Source organism: Aurantimonas sp. A3-2-R12, assembly GCF_036016755.1.
GTDB lineage: Bacteria > Pseudomonadota > Alphaproteobacteria > Rhizobiales > Rhizobiaceae > Aurantimonas > Aurantimonas coralicida_A.
The window spans coordinates 70260-85730 of record NZ_JAYXIH010000001.1 but is presented as its reverse complement, the minus strand read 5'-3'; the positions used below and the strand labels follow the sequence as shown (position 1 = coordinate 85730).

15 protein-coding genes are annotated in these 15471 nt (G+C 63.2%); 6 read left to right on the top strand and 9 right to left on the bottom strand.

Annotated elements, in window-relative coordinates; genetic code table 11:
- Positions 1-79: 79 nt before the first annotated feature.
- The 3 genes from VSX60_RS00390 to coaD all read right to left on the bottom strand — a co-directional run bounded on the left by VSX60_RS00390 (position 80) and on the right by coaD (position 1777).
- Entirely contained in the window at positions 80-550 is a 471-nt protein-coding gene (locus VSX60_RS00390) for a peptidylprolyl isomerase (RefSeq protein WP_327622132.1), read from the bottom strand.
- A gap of 136 nt (positions 551-686) precedes the next feature.
- Positions 687-1244, bottom strand: coding sequence for a peptidylprolyl isomerase (locus tag VSX60_RS00385; RefSeq protein WP_327622131.1), 558 nt, complete (start codon positions 1242-1244; stop codon positions 687-689).
- A gap of 38 nt (positions 1245-1282) precedes the next feature.
- Positions 1283-1777 carry a pantetheine-phosphate adenylyltransferase gene (coaD, locus tag VSX60_RS00380; protein ID WP_327622130.1) on the bottom strand — a complete coding sequence of 165 codons (495 nt, stop codon included), beginning with the start codon at positions 1775-1777 and terminating at the stop codon, positions 1283-1285.
- Positions 1778-1948: 171 nt separating this feature from the next.
- Here coaD and VSX60_RS00375 point away from each other — a divergent pair, with 171 nt between their 5' ends.
- Positions 1949-2077, top strand: a complete 129-nt coding sequence (locus VSX60_RS00375) for a hypothetical protein (RefSeq protein WP_327622129.1) — start codon at positions 1949-1951, stop codon at positions 2075-2077.
- A 121-nt stretch (positions 2078-2198) separates the two neighbouring features.
- Here the strand turns inward: VSX60_RS00375 and gyrA are convergent, their stop codons facing one another.
- Positions 2199-4982, bottom strand: a complete 2784-nt coding sequence (gene gyrA / locus VSX60_RS00370; protein ID WP_442873023.1) for a DNA gyrase subunit A — start codon at positions 4980-4982, stop codon at positions 2199-2201.
- A 288-nt stretch (positions 4983-5270) separates the two neighbouring features.
- Between gyrA and VSX60_RS00365 the strand changes: the two genes are divergently transcribed.
- Entirely contained in the window at positions 5271-5918 is a 648-nt protein-coding gene (locus VSX60_RS00365; protein ID WP_327622127.1) for a MarC family protein, read from the top strand.
- A 28-nt stretch (positions 5919-5946) separates the two neighbouring features.
- Here VSX60_RS00365 and VSX60_RS00360 read toward each other — a convergent pair whose 3' ends face one another.
- On the bottom strand, positions 5947-6240 hold the full coding sequence (locus VSX60_RS00360; protein WP_327622126.1) for a hypothetical protein: 294 nt from the start codon (positions 6238-6240) through the stop codon (positions 5947-5949).
- Between the two features lie 104 nt (positions 6241-6344).
- Positions 6345-6851, bottom strand: coding sequence for a single-stranded DNA-binding protein (locus VSX60_RS00355; RefSeq protein ID WP_327622125.1), 507 nt, complete (start codon positions 6849-6851; stop codon positions 6345-6347).
- 275 nt (positions 6852-7126) lie between these two features.
- Between VSX60_RS00355 and uvrA the strand changes: the two genes are divergently transcribed.
- Entirely contained in the window at positions 7127-10009 is a 2883-nt protein-coding gene (gene uvrA, locus VSX60_RS00350; protein WP_327622124.1) for an excinuclease ABC subunit UvrA, read from the top strand.
- 63 nt (positions 10010-10072) lie between these two features.
- Here uvrA and VSX60_RS00345 read toward each other — a convergent pair whose 3' ends face one another.
- Positions 10073-10459, bottom strand: coding sequence for a type II toxin-antitoxin system VapC family toxin (locus tag VSX60_RS00345; protein WP_327622123.1), 387 nt, complete (start codon positions 10457-10459; stop codon positions 10073-10075).
- Entirely contained in the window at positions 10456-10716 is a 261-nt protein-coding gene (locus VSX60_RS00340) for a type II toxin-antitoxin system Phd/YefM family antitoxin (protein ID WP_327622269.1), read from the bottom strand. Before VSX60_RS00340 ends, VSX60_RS00345 begins: the two co-directional genes overlap by 4 nt.
- A 48-nt stretch (positions 10717-10764) precedes the next feature.
- Between VSX60_RS00340 and VSX60_RS00335 the strand changes: the two genes are divergently transcribed.
- On the top strand, positions 10765-11574 hold the full coding sequence (locus VSX60_RS00335) for a DUF72 domain-containing protein (RefSeq protein ID WP_327622122.1): 810 nt from the start codon (positions 10765-10767) through the stop codon (positions 11572-11574).
- Positions 11575-11612: 38 nt separating this feature from the next.
- Here VSX60_RS00335 and VSX60_RS00330 read toward each other — a convergent pair whose 3' ends face one another.
- Entirely contained in the window at positions 11613-13142 is a 1530-nt protein-coding gene (locus VSX60_RS00330) for an NAD(P)H-hydrate dehydratase (protein ID WP_327622121.1), read from the bottom strand.
- A 290-nt stretch (positions 13143-13432) separates the two neighbouring features.
- Here VSX60_RS00330 and VSX60_RS00325 point away from each other — a divergent pair, with 290 nt between their 5' ends.
- Complete coding sequence (locus tag VSX60_RS00325) at positions 13433-13771, top strand: P-II family nitrogen regulator (protein ID WP_024350649.1); 339 nt, start codon at positions 13433-13435, stop codon at positions 13769-13771.
- Between the two features lie 52 nt (positions 13772-13823).
- On the top strand, positions 13824-15233 hold the full coding sequence (gene glnA / locus VSX60_RS00320; RefSeq protein WP_327622120.1) for a type I glutamate--ammonia ligase: 1410 nt from the start codon (positions 13824-13826) through the stop codon (positions 15231-15233).
- Positions 15234-15471 lie beyond the last annotated feature (238 nt).

Here is a 15471-nt window from a genome sequence, read left to right as displayed (position 1 = left end):
CCGTCCGCAACGACATGGATGGAATACACGTCAGCGGCGCAAAAGCGGAAAACCGGTTCCCAGTTTTCCGCATTCGGCGCTAGAGGTCGGACGCGACCCGCATGGTGGTGATCGAATCGGGATCGCTCACCGGCTCGCCGCGCTTGATCTGATCGATATTGTCCATGCCCTCGACGACCTCGCCCCACACGCTGTACTGGCGATCGAGCCACGGGGCCCGGTCGAAGCAGATGTAGAACTGGGAGTTCGCCGAATTCGGGTTGGCGGTGCGGGCGGCCGAGACCGTACCGCGCTTATGCGGCTCGGCCGTGAACTCGGCCTTCAGGTCTGGCTTGTCGGAGCCGCCGGAACCGGTTCCCGTGGGATCGCCGGTCTGGGCCATGAAGCCGTCGATGACCCGGTGGAAAACGACGCCGTCGTAAAAGCCTTCGCGCGCGAGCTCCTTGACGCGCGCCACATGGGCGGGCGCGAGGTCGGGTCGCAGCTTGATGACCACGCGGCCCTTCGTCGTCTCGAGTACCAGTGTATCGTCGGGGTTCTCGTGCGCCATGTTGCTCTCCTTGCTTGTCGTATCTCGAAAACGGGAACGGCCCGGATCTAGCCCGGACCGTATCGGTGGAGCCTCTTTGAGCGGATTCGCTCCAAGGCACAAGGTTTGCCGCCGTCAATCGGCGGCGGCTTTCAGATCACTTGCCGTCGGCGGCAACGCTGACCTTGATCATCTTGTCGGGGTCCTGGACCGTGCCGTTCTGGGCGGAGTCGCCCTTCTTGATGGCATCGACATTCTCCATGCCCGACACGACATCGCCGACGATCGTATACTGGCCGTCGAGGAAATCGCCATCGGCCAGCATGATGAAAAACTGGGAATTTGCCGAATTGGGGTCCTGCGAGCGGGCCATGCCGACGGTGCCGCGGTCGAAGGTCTCGTCGGAGAACTCGGCCTTGAGGTCCGGCTTGTCGGAGCCGCCCATGCCAGTGCCGTCAGGATCGCCCGTCTGGGCCATGAATCCGTCGATGACTCGGTGGAAGACGACGCCGTCGTAGAAGCCCTCGCGCGCCAGTTCCTTGAGCCGTTTGACGTGCTCGGGCGCGAGATCTGGGCGAAGGCCGATCTCGATGTCGCCGGTCTTCGTGGTGACGACCAGGGTGTTTTCGGGATCTGATTGCTGCGCTGACGCGAGACCCGTGAAGGATGCGGCGGCGATCGACACGGCCAGGCCGAGTGTAGCGAAAAACTTCATGCAAGATGGTTCCCAGATTGTGGCGCCCGCGGTTCGCGTCAGGCGACTTTTCCTCGTATCGCTTCCGCGACGTTTCCGGGCACGAACGGCGTAACGTCCCCGCCCATCATGGCGATTTGGCGGACCAATGTGGCGGTTATGGGCCTTGTCGCAGGCGAAGCCGGAAAGAAGATCGTCGCAATCTCCGGCCGCATGACGCCGTTCATCCCGGCCATCTGCATCTCGTAGTCAAGATCTGTTCCGTCTCGCAGGCCGCGGACCAACGCCACTGCCTCGGCGTCGCGCGCGGCCTCGACCACGAGCCCATCGAAGGAGACGACGCGGATCACGTCGGTCTGGCCGGTAATGGATTCCGGGGCAGCACATTCGGCAATCAACCGGGCGCGCTCGTCGAAGCTGAACATCGGTTGCTTGCCCGGATGGACACCGATGCCGATGACGACCTCGTCGAAAATCGCCACCGCCTGACGCAGAATGTCGAGGTGACCGTTAGTAATCGGATCGAAGGATCCAGGGTAAAACGCGCGTTTCATGGCTTCGATTATCCTGTCCTTGCCAAAGAAAAATTCGCAAGAGGCCCACCGGAGACCCCACGCAGATGAACGGTTTGTGAACCACTTCCTGTGCCGTCGTTCAGCTCGCGGAGTTTATATGGAACAAATTCGCCGCTACTGGGTTTTTAAAGCGAACAACGGAGTATTGACATGCTGGTTTTCGCGCTTGCCCTCGCCATGATCGTCACCCTGCTTTCCGCCACCGCCATCACGCTCCATAGCGAGTCGCAGAACGTGCGCGTCAAGGCGACTGCCCGCCGCACCCGCTTCATGCAATAGACGCCGCTCACCGAGCGAGCGGCCGCGGTATCCTCCCCGCGGCGCAGACATCAGCAAGCCGTCCGGAATCGCTCCGGACGGCTTTTATGTTTGTGAATGCACGCGCGTCGAACCTGAAACGTCAGGACGTCTCGCCTTCAGGGCCGCCATCGCTCGCGACATCGTCGTCCGCCTGTGGCGCTTCCGTCTCCTCCGCGTCATCGGCGCCCTGATCGGGAATCCGCTCCACCGAAACGACACGCTCGCCCTCGGCCGTCCGGAAAATGGTGACGCCGCGCGTCGCCCGACCGGCAATGCGGATGCCTTCAACCGGCACCCGGATCAGCTGACCCCGATCGGTGACGAGCAGAATCTGATCGCCGTCCTCGACCGGGAAGCCAGCGACAAGATTTCCGATCTCGCTCGCTTTCGACAGATCGGTGGCGCGGATGCCCTTGCCGCCGCGACCGATGGTGCGGAAATCATAGGACGACGAGCGCTTGCCGTAGCCGAACTCGCTCAGCGTCAGCACGAATTCCTCGTTGGCACTGAGGAAGCCATAGCGCTCCTGATCGATAGCGACGTCCTCGACGCCCTCCTCCTCAACCACGGTCTCGGCGGCGGCTTCGCCGTCGACGGCGCGGCGCATCTTCAGATAGGAGGCCCGCTCGGCCGGGGTCGCATCCACATGACGCAGGATCGCCATCGAGATGACGGTATCGCCCTTGGCGAGCGCGATACCGCGGACGCCGACCGAATTGCGGCCGGCGAAGACGCGCACATCGGTCGTCGGGAAGCGGATGCATTGGCCGGAGGCCGCCGTCATCAACACGTCGTCGTCTTCCGAACAGGTGGCGACGGCCAGGATTTCGTCGCCCTCCTCGTCCAGTTTCATCGCGATCTTGCCGTTGCGATTGACCTGCACGAAGTCGGACAGCTTGTTGCGACGAACCGTGCCACGGGTCGTCGCGAACATCACGTTGAGTTCGGCGGCCGCCTCGGGATCGCTCGGTAGCGGCAGGATCGAGGTAATGCGCTCGCCTTTTTCCAAGGGCAGCATGTTGATCAGCGCCTTGCCACGCGCCTGCGGGCTCGCCAGCGGCAGCCGCCAGACCTTTTCCTTGTAGACGATGCCGCGCGAGGAGAAGAACAAGACCGGCGTGTGCGTGTTGGCAACGAACAGTCGGGTGACGAAATCCTCGTCGTTCTTCAGCGACATGCCGGATCGACCCTTGCCGCCACGCCGCTGCGCCCGGTAGGTGGTCAGCGGCACGCGCTTGATGTAGCCGCCATGGCTGACGGTGACGACCATGTCCTCACGCGGAATCAAATCCTCGTCGTCCATGTCCGCCGCCCCTTCGGTCAGCTCTGTGCGGCGCGGCGTCGCGAACTCGTCGCGCACGGCGATGAGTTCGGCCTTGATGATCTCGCGGACCTTGGTGCGCGAGGAGAGGATTTCGAGATACTCCTTGATCTCCTCGCCGATCTTGTTGAGCTCGTCGCCGATTTCGTCCCGGCCGAGCGCGGTCAGGCGCTGGAGGCGCAGATCGAGGATCGCCCGTGCCTGGGCTTCCGACAAGCGATAGGTGCCGTCCTCGGCGATGCGGTGGCGCGGATCGTCGATCAGCCGGATCAGCGGGGCGACGTCCTTGGCTTCCCATGCGCGGGCCATCAGCTGTTCGCGCGCCGTCGCCGGGTCCGGCGCGGCGCGGATCAGCTTGATGATTTCGTCGATATTGGCCACGGCAATGGCCAGGCCGACGAGAACGTGGGCCCGCTCGCGCGCCTTGCGCAGCAGGAACTTGGTGCGCCGGTTCACCACCTCCTCGCGGAAGGCGATGAAGGCCGACAGCATGTCGATCAGCGTCAGCTGCTCCGGCTTGCCGCCATTCAGCGCGACCATATTCGCGCCGAAGGAGGTCTGCAGCGGCGTGAAGCGGTAGAGCTGGTTGAGGATGACGTCGGAGGACGCGTCACGCTTCAGTTCGATGACCACACGGTAACCGTCGCGGTCGCTCTCGTCGCGGATGTCCGAGATACCCTCAATGCGCTTGTCGCGCACGAGATCGGCCATCTTCTCGATCATCGAGGCCTTGTTCACCTGATAGGGAACCTCGGTGATGATGATCGCTTCGCGGTCGCCGCGCATCGGCTCGATGTGAGCCTTGCCGCGCATCAGGATCGAGCCGCGGCCGGTAGAATAGGCGGACAGGATGCCCGCACGACCGAGAACGATCGCCCCGGTCGGGAAATCCGGACCAGGAATGAATTCCATCAACTCTTCCAGCGCGATCGCAGGATTGTCGATCATCGCCACGCAGCCGTCGACGATCTCGCCGAGATTGTGCGGCGGAATGTTCGTCGCCATGCCAACGGCGATGCCGCCGGAGCCGTTGACGAGAAGGTTCGGGAAACGCGCCGGAAGGACGACCGGCTCCCGTTCGCGGCCGTCGTAATTGTCCTGGAAGTCGACGGTCTCCTTGTCGATATCCTCGAGCAGCGCCTCGGAGACCTTGTAGAGCCGGGTCTCGGTATAGCGCATGGCCGCCGGCGGATCGCCGTCGATCGAGCCGAAATTGCCCTGCCCCTCGATGAGCGGCACGCGCAGCGACCAATCCTGCGCCATTCGCACGAGGGCGTCGTAGATCGAGGAATCGCCGTGCGGATGGTATTTACCCATCACCTCACCGACGACACCGGCGGACTTGCGATAGGGCTTGTTGAAGCTGAGGCCCATCCCGTGCATGGCGTAGAGGATGCGCCGATGCACAGGCTTCAAGCCATCGCGCACGTCCGGAAGCGCGCGGCTGACGATCACGCTCATGGCGTAATCGAGATAGCTGCGCTGCATTTCCTCGATGATCGAAATGGAGTCGATACCGCTGGGGCGTTCCGGCGGCGTCGTGTTGTCGTCGTCTTCGGCCAAAATCATGTCCCGATGGGCTTGAAATTCATTGCTTGGCTATAGCGCGAATAGCGCGTCAAGGGCAATTCCCGCGGTCGTTGACGGCAGCGAATTTGTCTAATTATTTCAATCAGTTGCACAAGCAGAAAAAGAAACTTCCAATGACGTCAGGCTCAGCCGCCGAAAACCGGCGCGAATTGGCGAGAATCAGCCCGTCGGATCGTTCGCTCGACAGCGATGGCGAACGTAGCGGTTGACGACCGGTCGGCACCTGCTACCCAGAATGCTGGATCACCGGACGGCTGGAATATGTTCGATCTTCTTCTCAGCGGCTTTGTCACGCTCTTCGTCATCCTCGATCCGCTCGGGCTCGTGCCGCTGTTCCTGGCGGTGACACCCGGCGTGGGGGCTGTCGAACGACGCCGCATCGCGCTCCGGGCCTGCATCATCGCCTTCGTGATCCTGACCCTGTTCGGGCTCGCCGGTCTCATGCTGCTCGAAGGTCTCGGCATCACACTTGGGGCCTTCCGTGTGGCCGGCGGCCTGTTCCTGTTCTGGATCGGCTTCGAGTTGGTCTTCGAAAAGCGAAAGGAACGCCACGAGCGCAGTGCCAATCGCGCAGTGGATGATCCGGACCTCGCCGATGTCGCGGCTTTTCCCCTGGCGATCCCGCTGATGGCGGGACCGGGCGCGATTTCGGCCGTGATCCTGTTGTCCGGCTCGGTCCCGAGTCTCACCGGCCAGATCGGCTTGGTCGTCGTAGTTTTCACGGCCCTCGCGGTCACCTTCGGCTTTCTCGCGGTGGCGGACCATTTCGACCGCTGGCTTGGCGCCACCGGCCGCGCGGTGATTTCCCGGCTGCTGGGCGTTCTCCTGGCCGCATTGGCGGTGCAGTTCGTCGCGGATGGAATTGCGGCTTTGGTTCAATCCAGCCAGAGCATCACTACCGTCGCCTGACCTGTAAATCCGCGCGTCCACCGCCGCTTCAGCGTCCGGGGATCACTACCGTCTTGCCCGGTCCATCGCCATGGATGTTGTCGTGGCCGCGCACCACGATCTCCCGAACCCCGTCGGGAAGTGCGATCCCCGACTGGCTTCGGGTGAAGGGTTGTTCGTCCATGTGGGGATGGAGCAGCGTCCGGGTCCCGTAGACCGTCCCGTCCGATCCGACCACGTCCCACCGGTCGGCGTAGTGGTCCCAGCCTTCGTCGGCGTGGCGAAGCGTTACCGCGAAACCGAAGGCGCCGCCGTTTTCAGACGTGACGCGGGCCGCTTCCACGGTGACCTCGCCCGCCGTCGCAACGCTAAACGATGCGACGGCGGCGCCAGCCAGGCAGACGATGCCAAGCGCGCCAAAGGTTCGAATCGGCCGTCTCCTCCGAATCAGAACGGGATTTCGTCGTCGAGATCACGCGACGATCCGCCACCGCCGCCGCCCTGGTCGTAACCGCCGCCGCCGGATTTTCCGCCGCCACCGGAGCCGCCGCGCGCGCCGCCGCCCTGGTCATAACTGCCACCGCCGCCGCCGCCGCCTTCGCCACGACTGTCGAGCATCTGCAGTTCGCCGCGGAAGCGTTGCAGCACGACTTCCGTCGTGTAGCGCTTCTGCCCCGACTGGTCCTCCCAGTTGCGGGTCTGGAGCTGGCCCTCGATATAGACCTTCGCGCCCTTCTTCAGATATTGCTCGGCGACCTTGACGAGGTTCTCGTTGAAGATAACGACATTGTGCCACTCGGTTTTTTCCCGGCGCTCGCCGCTGCTCTTGTCCCGCCAGCTTTCCGAGGTAGCGATGCGTAGATTGACCACCGCGTCGCCGGAGTTCAGGCGGCGGATCTCCGGATCGGCTCCGAGATTTCCGACCAGGATCACCTTGTTCACGCTGCCTGCCATTATCGAACTCCATGCTTTAAAACCGGCGCGATCCTATCCGACCACGCCAAGGGGCGAAAGGACGCAGGCGCACTCGTCCACCGCTGAAAACGCTCTTCGTCCGTTTGCGCGATTTCCCTGCGGCGGCCGTATGCGCTTGGCTGACTCACTTTAGCCTGCTAAGAACAAAAAAAGAACATTATTGAAATCGAGTCAATGGCGGGCCGCCTTGGAAGAGTCGCCTGGACGACTTAAGTAGGCTCGGTCTCCCAATCACAAGGACCGCCGGACGCGTCATGGCCGAACTGAAGACGATCTCCATTCGCGGCGCGCGCGAGCATAATCTCAAGAACGTCGATCTTGACCTGCCGCGCGACACATTGATCGTCATGACCGGCCTGTCGGGCTCGGGCAAGTCGTCGCTGGCGTTCGACACGATCTATGCCGAAGGGCAGCGGCGCTATGTCGAGAGCCTGTCGGCATATGCCCGCCAGTTCCTCGAGATGATGCAAAAGCCCGATGTCGATCAGATCGACGGGCTGTCGCCGGCGATCTCGATCGAACAGAAAACGACCTCGAAAAACCCGCGTTCGACCGTCGGCACCGTCACCGAAATCTACGACTATCTGCGGCTGCTGTTCGCGCGCGTCGGCGTTCCCTATTCGCCCGCCACCGGCCTGCCGATCGAGAGCCAGACGGTCAGCCAGATGGTCGACCGCGTCCTGGAACTCGACGAGGGCGCCCGTCTCTATCTGCTGGCCCCCATCGTGCGCGGCCGCAAGGGCGAATACCGCAAGGAACTGGCGGAACTGCAGAAAAAGGGCTTCCAGCGGGTCCGCGTCGACGGTGAGTTCTACGACATTGCCGACGCGCCGGTCCTCGACAAGAAGTACAAGCACGATATCGACGTGGTGGTCGACCGTATCGTCGTACGGGGCGACATATCCGCGCGCCTTGCAGATTCAATGGAGACCGCGCTGGGTCTCGCAGATGGGCTGGCGGTGGCCGAATTCGCCGACGGCGTCGACGAGAACGGCAAACCGCGGCAACTGGTGTTTTCGGAAAAATTCGCCTGCCCGGTTTCGGGCTTCACGATCCCGGAGATCGAGCCGCGCTTGTTTTCGTTCAACAATCCGTTCGGCGCCTGTCCGCGCTGCGACGGCCTCGGCTCGCAGCGCGCCGTCGATCCCAAGCTGATCGTCCCCAACGAGGCAGTGACGCTGAAGGGCGGCGCGATCGCGCCCTGGGCGAAATCGACCTCGCCCTATTACGCCCAGACGCTCGACGCGCTCGGACGCACCTTCGGCTTCAAACAGACCGACAAATGGTCGGAGCTGCCGGATGACGCCCAGAACGCGATCCTGAACGGCACCGGCAAGACCAAGATCGAATTCCGCTACAATGACGGAATGCGATCCTACAAGACGACGAAAAGCTTCGAGGGCATCGTGCCCAATCTCGCGCGCCGCTGGAAGGAGACCGATTCGGCCTGGATGCGCGAGGAGATCGAGCGCTTCATGTCGGCGACCCCCTGCCCGGCCTGCGGTGGCCATCGGCTGAAACCGGAGGCGCTGGCGGTCAAGATCGGCGGATGCCACATCGGCGAGGTGACCGAGCTGTCGATCCGCGCGGCTGGCGACTGGTTCGAGGCGCTGCCGGCCAAGCTCAGCGACAAGCACAATCAGATCGCCGTGCGAATATTGAAGGAAATCCGCGAGCGGCTGCGCTTCCTCAACGATGTGGGTCTGGAATATCTGACGCTGTCGCGTTCCTCCGGCACCTTGTCCGGCGGCGAAAGCCAACGCATCCGCCTCGCTTCGCAGATCGGCTCGGGGCTCACCGGCGTTCTCTACGTCCTGGACGAGCCGTCGATCGGCCTGCATCAGCGCGACAATGAGCGCCTGCTGGTGACGCTGAAGCACCTGCGCGACATCGGCAACACCGTCATCGTCGTCGAGCATGACGAGGATGCGATCCTGTCGGCCGACTATGTCGTCGACATCGGGCCGGCGGCGGGCATCCATGGCGGCGAGATCATCGCCTCGGGCACGCCCGCCGACATCAAGGCCCATCCGAACTCCCTGACCGGGCGCTATCTGTCGGGCGATCTCGGCGTGCCGGTGCCGGCAAAGCGCCGCAAGCCGGTCAAGGGCAAGCGGCTGAAGGTGGTCGGCGCGCGTGGCAACAATTTGAAGGACGTGACGGCGGAGATTCCGCTCGGCCTGTTTTCCTGCGTCACCGGCGTTTCCGGTGGCGGCAAGTCGACCTTTCTGATCGAGACATTGTTCAAGGCGGCGGCGCGCCGCATCGCCAATGCCCGTGACGTACCGGCCGAGCACGACCGGATCGAGGGGCTGGAACATCTCGACAAGGTCATCGACATCGATCAATCGCCGATCGGCCGCACCCCGCGCTCGAACCCGGCGACCTACACCGGCGCGTTCACGCCGATCCGCGACTGGTTCGCGGGGCTGCCCGAAGCCAAGGCGCGCGGCTATCAGCCCGGCCGGTTCTCGTTCAACGTCAAGGGCGGGCGCTGCGAAGCGTGCCACGGCGACGGCGTCATCAAGATCGAGATGCACTTTCTGCCGGATGTCTACGTCACCTGCGACGTCTGCCACGGCAAGCGCTACAACCGCGAGACGCTGGAGGTGACCTTCAAGGAGAAGTCGATCGCCGATGTGCTCGACATGACGGTCGAGGAAGGAGTCGAGTTCTTTGCCGCCGTGCCGGCGGTTCGCGACAAGCTCGCCACGCTGAACGAGGTCGGGCTCGGTTACATCAAGGTCGGCCAGCAGGCGAATACGCTGTCGGGCGGCGAGGCGCAGCGGGTGAAGCTCGCCAAGGAGCTGTCGCGCAAGGCGACCGGCCGGACGCTCTATATTTTGGACGAGCCGACGACTGGACTGCACTTCCACGATGTCGCGAAGCTTTTGACCGTGCTGCATGACCTCGTCGATCGCGGCAACACGGTCGTCGTCATCGAGCACAATCTCGAGGTGATCAAGACGGCCGACTGGGTGGTGGACATCGGCCCAGAAGGCGGCGACGGCGGCGGCGAGATCGTCGCGTCCGGCACGCCGGAGGACATCGTCAAGGCCGAGGGCTCCTATACCGGGCAGTTCCTGAAGGGTCTGCTGCAGCGGCGCCCGCATGTGAGCAGCGTGGCAGCGGAGTAAGCGACCTCAATTTCCTGTGCGAGGATCAACCGGTCAAAAGAAGCCCGTAGTTCGCCCGGCCATCTACCACACCGTTTTTGTTCCGAAATCGGTGAAACGCGGATCATTGGTCGCAAGCACCAGGTCTTCGATCTCGGCCTGAGCTGCGAGAATGCGATCGAACGGATCGCGATGCGCTCCGTCCATCAGTCCGGCGCGCGCCGCGTGGCGCGCGGCAATCGGGATGATCGGCAGATCCTGGTCGCGCATCACTTCTTCGAAGGCTGTCGCCATCGGCCCGACTTCCGGCCACTTTCCGAGCCGGAACTTCGTCGCTGCCTCGAGGGCGGAGACCGCGCTCACGAAGACCGCGTTGTCGGTATCTTTCAGCAGATTCCGGATTGTGGCGGACAGCCGCGGGTGGTCCAATAGCCACCACGCCAAGGTGTGCGTATCGAGAAGCAATCTCATTTATCGGGTTCAAACGAATATTTACCGTCCCACGCCTGCAATTCGTCCTCCGGAAGGGGGTCGAAGACATTGTCCGGAACCTTGAACATGCCCTTCAGCGCCCCTGGAATACGCTCCTTCTTTCGCATTTCGCCGACGGGAACCAGCTTGACCGCAGGTTTGTCGCGACGCGCGATGACAATCTCCTCGCCTGCTTCGGCGCGAGCCATGAGTTTGGAGAGTTCGGTCTTGGCCTGATGAACCGTGAAAGTCGCCATGAATTGCAATATAGCTAATCGCTTAGCTAAGAACAAGTGGAGTGCGCCATGACCCAATCAGCGGCTATCCGCGCCGGCATCGGCGGCTGGACCTTCGCGCCCTGGGAAGGCTCGTTCTATCCTGATGGTCTGCCGAAAAAGCGTCAGCTGGAATATGCCGCCTCGAAGCTGACAACGATCGAGGTCAACGGCACCTTCTACCGTTCGCAAAAGCCCGAGACCTTCGCCAAATGGGCGAGCGAGACGCCGGACGGCTTCGTCTTCTCGCTCAAGGCGCCGCGCTATGCGGTCAATCGCAAGGTGCTGGCCGAGGGCGGCGAATCCATCGACCGCTTCGTGCGCTCGGGCATCGTTGAACTGGGCGACAAGCTGGGGCCGATCCTGTGGCAGCTCGCCGGCACCAAGCGCTTCGAGCCGGACGATTTCGGCGCCTTCCTCAAATTGTTGCCGAAAGACATCGACGGAATCCGGCTGCGTCACGCGGTTGAGCTGCGCCACGAAAGCTTCGTGTGTCCCGAGGCGCTGACGCTGTGCCGTGATGCCGGCGCCGCCATCGTCTACGCGGAAAGCGCCGATTATGCCGAGATCGCCGATGTGACATCGGATTTCGTCTATGCGCGGCTGCAGAAGGGCAATGCCGAGATCGAGACCGGCTATCCGTCCGATGCACTCGATCGCTGGGCCGAGCGGGCACGGCTCTGGGCGACGGGCGGCGAACCGGACGACCTGCCACGCGCCGATCCGCAAACGCATGCCGCGAAGACGCCGCGCGAGGTGTTCGTCTACTTCATCCGCGAGGGCAAGGTACGGGCGCCGCAGGCGGCGATGGCGTTGATGGAGCGGCTCGGCAACCGCTGAGCAGGCTGCGCCGCGCCTCCGACTCGAGCGAGTGGAAATCAGGCGCGCGGATTGGAAGCAAGGGCTTCCAGTTGGCGATGAACCTTCGGCAGCATCGCAGGCAAATCCTCCGAAATCAGTCCCGGCCCGAACAGTTCGGCGGCCCGCCCATGCATCCAGACCGCCGCGCAGGCTGCCTCGAAGCTGGGCGTGCCTTGCGCGAGTTGCGCCGCGACGAGCCCAGCGAGAACGTCGCCCGTCCCCGCTGTCGCCAGCCAGGGCGTTCCGGTCGCATTGATCGCGGCTCGCCCGTCCGGCGCGGCGATGACCGTGTCACGCCCTTTCAGGACAATGATCGCGCCGGCGCGTGTGGCCGCCACCCGCGCCCGCTCCAGCTTCGAGGCATGTCGATCCGCAATGTCGGGAAACAGCCGCTTGAACTCGCCATCATGGGGCGTCAGCACGAGCGCCGAAGCCCCCTTCCCCCCGGCCCGGGCGGCTGCGAACAGGGTGTCCGGATCGTCCGCGAAAGCGGTGATGCCGTCGGCGTCGAGAACCAGTCGCCGCCCCGCCGCCAGCACCGCGCTGGCGAAACACCGCGCTCGCTCGCCGACACCGAAGCCCGGCCCGAGCACGAAGGCGTTGAACCGCGAGTCTTCCAGGCGTTCTCCGAGCGCCGCCTCGTCGTCGCAACGCTTCAGCATGATGGCGGTGAGATGCGCGGCATTGGCCATCAGCGCCGCGCCTGGTGAAAAGATCGTGACCAGTCCGGCACCGCCGCGCAACGCCGCCGTCGCGGCCAGTCGCGCCGCGCCGGTTCGCGTCGCGCCGCCGGAAAAGACGACGGCATGGCCGCGGTCGTATTTATGACCGGCTATGGGTGGACGCTTGAGCGCGTCCATCCACAGTGCCGGCTCATTGGCGAAGATCATCGGGGCAATGGCGTCGAGAACCGTCGCCGGGATGCCGATATCGGCGACGATGGTGGGTCCGCAAAGGCTCCGGCCCGGCTCCAGCAAATGGCCCGGCTTGCGCCGGAAGAAGGTCACCGTCAGATCGGCCGAAACCGCTTCGCCCAGGCGCTCGCCGGTAGCGCCTGAGACGCCTGACGGAAGATCGATGGCGACGACCGGTGTCGGCGCCGCGTTCAGCTTGCGGATCACCCCGGCCGCCTCGCCCTCGACGGGGCGCGACAGGCCGGCTCCGAACAGGCCGTCGATGACCAGATCGAACGCCGCGGGATCGAAGCTGTCGAGCGGATGCGTGGTTCCGCCGAAAGCCGTCGCGGCGATGGCGGCGTCTCCGTGAAGCTTCGTCGCAGCGACGAGGCCGAATATCTCCACCCGGCGCCCCGCCTCACCCAGCAACCGGGCCGCGGCATAGGCATCGCCGCCATTGTTGCCGGGGCCGGCCAGCAGCGCGATCCGTTCGGCGCGCGGATAATGCGAATGGACGGCGGCGGCGACCGACTCCGCCGCCCGCTCCATCAGCGCGATGCCGGGCGTTCCGGCCGCGATGGTCCGGCGATCCGCCTCGGCCATCTCATCGGGCGTCAGAAGCGCGGTGCCGCATGTATCTTGAAAGACCATTGTCCTGCCTATTCCTTCATCATTGTGACAGCGTATTGGGCATTCCAGGTGACAGAAGGACCGGCCTCGTGTAGCCGAGAGAATGATCGCAAGCATCCGCCTTCGGTTCCACCGATGCGTTTGCTCGGTCTTCCAGCGCGCGGACCGGGCCGATTGCGGTCACGGAAGAGCGTTCGTGAAACTATTTCGAACCGGTCACGGTTCTAAGCCGTCTTTGGCACGTCTCCTGCTTTCGGCAGAGGTGACGGGCCGGCGGCCCGTGACGAGGGCAACGTCGAAAAGGACGATCGATGAAGAAGGTCGAGGCTATCATCAAGCCTTTCAAGCTGGATGAGGTGAAGGAAGCGCTCCAGGAGGTCGGACTTCAGGGGATCACCGTCACCGAGGCCAAGGGTTTCGGGCGCCAGAAGGGGCACACCGAGCTTTATCGCGGCGCCGAATATGTCGTCGACTTCCTTCCGAAGGTGAAGGTCGAGATCGTGCTCGCCGACGAAACCGTCGCGGCGGCGGTCGAAGCCATTCGCAAGGCGGCCCAGACAGGACGCATCGGCGACGGCAAGATCTTCGTCTCCAATATCGAGGAAGCGATCCGTATCCGCACCGGCGAAGCCGGCACAGACGCGATCTGACGCCCGCCCTCTCCCGCAACAATTACATCGTTCAGTAACAGGAAAGACAACCATGACGAGCGCCAACGACATCCTGAAGCAGGTCAAGGACAACGACGTGAAATTCGTCGATCTGCGCTTCACCGATCCGAAGGGCAAGACCCAGCATGTGACGATGGATGTGACCCTCGTCGACGAGGACCTGTTCTCCGAAGGCACGATGTTCGACGGCTCGTCGATCGCCGGCTGGAAGGCGATCAACGAATCCGACATGGTGCTGATGCCGGATCCGGAAACGGCCTACATGGACCCGTTCTTCGCCCAGTCGACCATGGCGATCGTCTGCGACATCCTCGACCCTGTCTCCGGCGAGGCCTACAACCGCGATCCGCGTTCGACGGCGAAGAAGGCAGAAGCCTACCTCACCCAGTCCGGAACCGGCGATACCATCTTCGTCGGTCCGGAGGCGGAGTTCTTCATCTTCGACGACGTGCGCTACAAGGCCGATCCCTACAATACCGGGTTCAAGCTCGACTCGACGGAATTGCCATCGAATGACGACACCGACTACGAGACCGGCAATCTGGGTCACCGTCCGCGCGTCAAGGGCGGCTATTTCCCTGTGCCCCCGATTGATTCCTGCCAGGATATCCGCTCCGAGATGCTGACGGTGATGGCCGAAATGGGCGTTTCGGTCGAAAAGCATCACCATGAGGTGGCGGCCGCGCAGCACGAGCTCGGTATCAAGTTCGACACGCTGACCCGCAACGCCGACAAGATGCAGATCTACAAATACGTCATCCATCAGGTGGCGAACGCCTACGGCAAGACGGCGACTTTCATGCCAAAGCCGGTCTTCGGCGACAACGGCTCGGGCATGCATGTTCACCAGTCGATCTGGAAGGGCGGCAAGCCGACCTTCGCCGGCAATGAATATGCCGGTCTGTCGGAAAGCGCGCTGTTCTACATCGGCGGCATCATCAAGCACGCCAAGGCGCTCAACGCCTTCACCAACCCGTCGACGAATTCGTTCAAGCGGCTCGTCCCGGGCTACGAGGCGCCGGTGCTGCTGGCCTATTCGGCGCGCAACCGCTCGGCATCCTGCCGCATCCCCTTCGGCCAGTCGCCGAAGGCCAAGCGCGTCGAGGTGCGTTTCCCCGATGCGACGGCGAACCCCTATCTCGCCTTCTCGGCCATGCTGATGGCCGGCCTCGACGGCATCAAGAACAAGATCCATCCGGGCGCGGCCATGGACAAGGACCTGTACGACCTGCCGCCGGAGGAGCTGAAAGAGATTCCGACTGTCTGCCGTTCGCTCCGCGAGGCGATGGAAAGCCTCGACGCCGATCGCGACTTCCTGAAAGCCGGCGGCGTCTTCGACGACGACCAGATCAGTTCGTTCATCGACCTGAAGATGGCCGAAGTGCTGCGGTTCGAGATGACGCCGCATCCGGTCGAGTTCGACATGTATTATAGCGTCTAGAATCGGAGCCCTTGGATTGGACGGATAACCGCCTTTTCAAGGGATTGGAGTTGACGGATGGGGTGGAAGGTGGCTCGGAATCTGGGACGTAAAGTCCCTAAGCCGAGCCACTTTTTCTATGCGAACACCGTTCGATAATTACATTCGGCAGCTCGTGCAATTCGAAAGGCAGGCCGCGTAAAACTGAAAACGCTCTGCACCAAAGCGGGGCAAGTCCCATCTTATCGAGTACTTTTTC

Coding starts and splice junctions, on each gene's coding strand:
- VSX60_RS00390 (WP_327622132.1), bottom strand. CDS start 550: ATGGCGCACGAGAACCCCGACGATACACTGGTACTCGAGACGACGAAG.
- VSX60_RS00375 (WP_327622129.1), top strand. CDS start 1,949: ATGCTGGTTTTCGCGCTTGCCCTCGCCATGATCGTCACCCTGCTTTCC.
- VSX60_RS00335 (WP_327622122.1), top strand. CDS start 10,765: ATGACCCAATCAGCGGCTATCCGCGCCGGCATCGGCGGCTGGACCTTC.
- VSX60_RS00365 (WP_327622127.1), top strand. CDS start 5,271: ATGTTCGATCTTCTTCTCAGCGGCTTTGTCACGCTCTTCGTCATCCTC.
- VSX60_RS00385 (WP_327622131.1), bottom strand. CDS start 1,244: ATGAAGTTTTTCGCTACACTCGGCCTGGCCGTGTCGATCGCCGCCGCA.
- coaD (WP_327622130.1), bottom strand. CDS start 1,777: ATGAAACGCGCGTTTTACCCTGGATCCTTCGATCCGATTACTAACGGT.
- VSX60_RS00355 (WP_327622125.1), bottom strand. CDS start 6,851: ATGGCAGGCAGCGTGAACAAGGTGATCCTGGTCGGAAATCTCGGAGCC.
- VSX60_RS00340 (WP_327622269.1), bottom strand. CDS start 10,716: ATGGCGACTTTCACGGTTCATCAGGCCAAGACCGAACTCTCCAAACTC.
- VSX60_RS00325 (WP_024350649.1), top strand. CDS start 13,433: ATGAAGAAGGTCGAGGCTATCATCAAGCCTTTCAAGCTGGATGAGGTG.
- glnA (WP_327622120.1), top strand. CDS start 13,824: ATGACGAGCGCCAACGACATCCTGAAGCAGGTCAAGGACAACGACGTG.
- VSX60_RS00330 (WP_327622121.1), bottom strand. CDS start 13,142: ATGGTCTTTCAAGATACATGCGGCACCGCGCTTCTGACGCCCGATGAG.
- VSX60_RS00345 (WP_327622123.1), bottom strand. CDS start 10,459: ATGAGATTGCTTCTCGATACGCACACCTTGGCGTGGTGGCTATTGGAC.
- uvrA (WP_327622124.1), top strand. CDS start 7,127: ATGGCCGAACTGAAGACGATCTCCATTCGCGGCGCGCGCGAGCATAAT.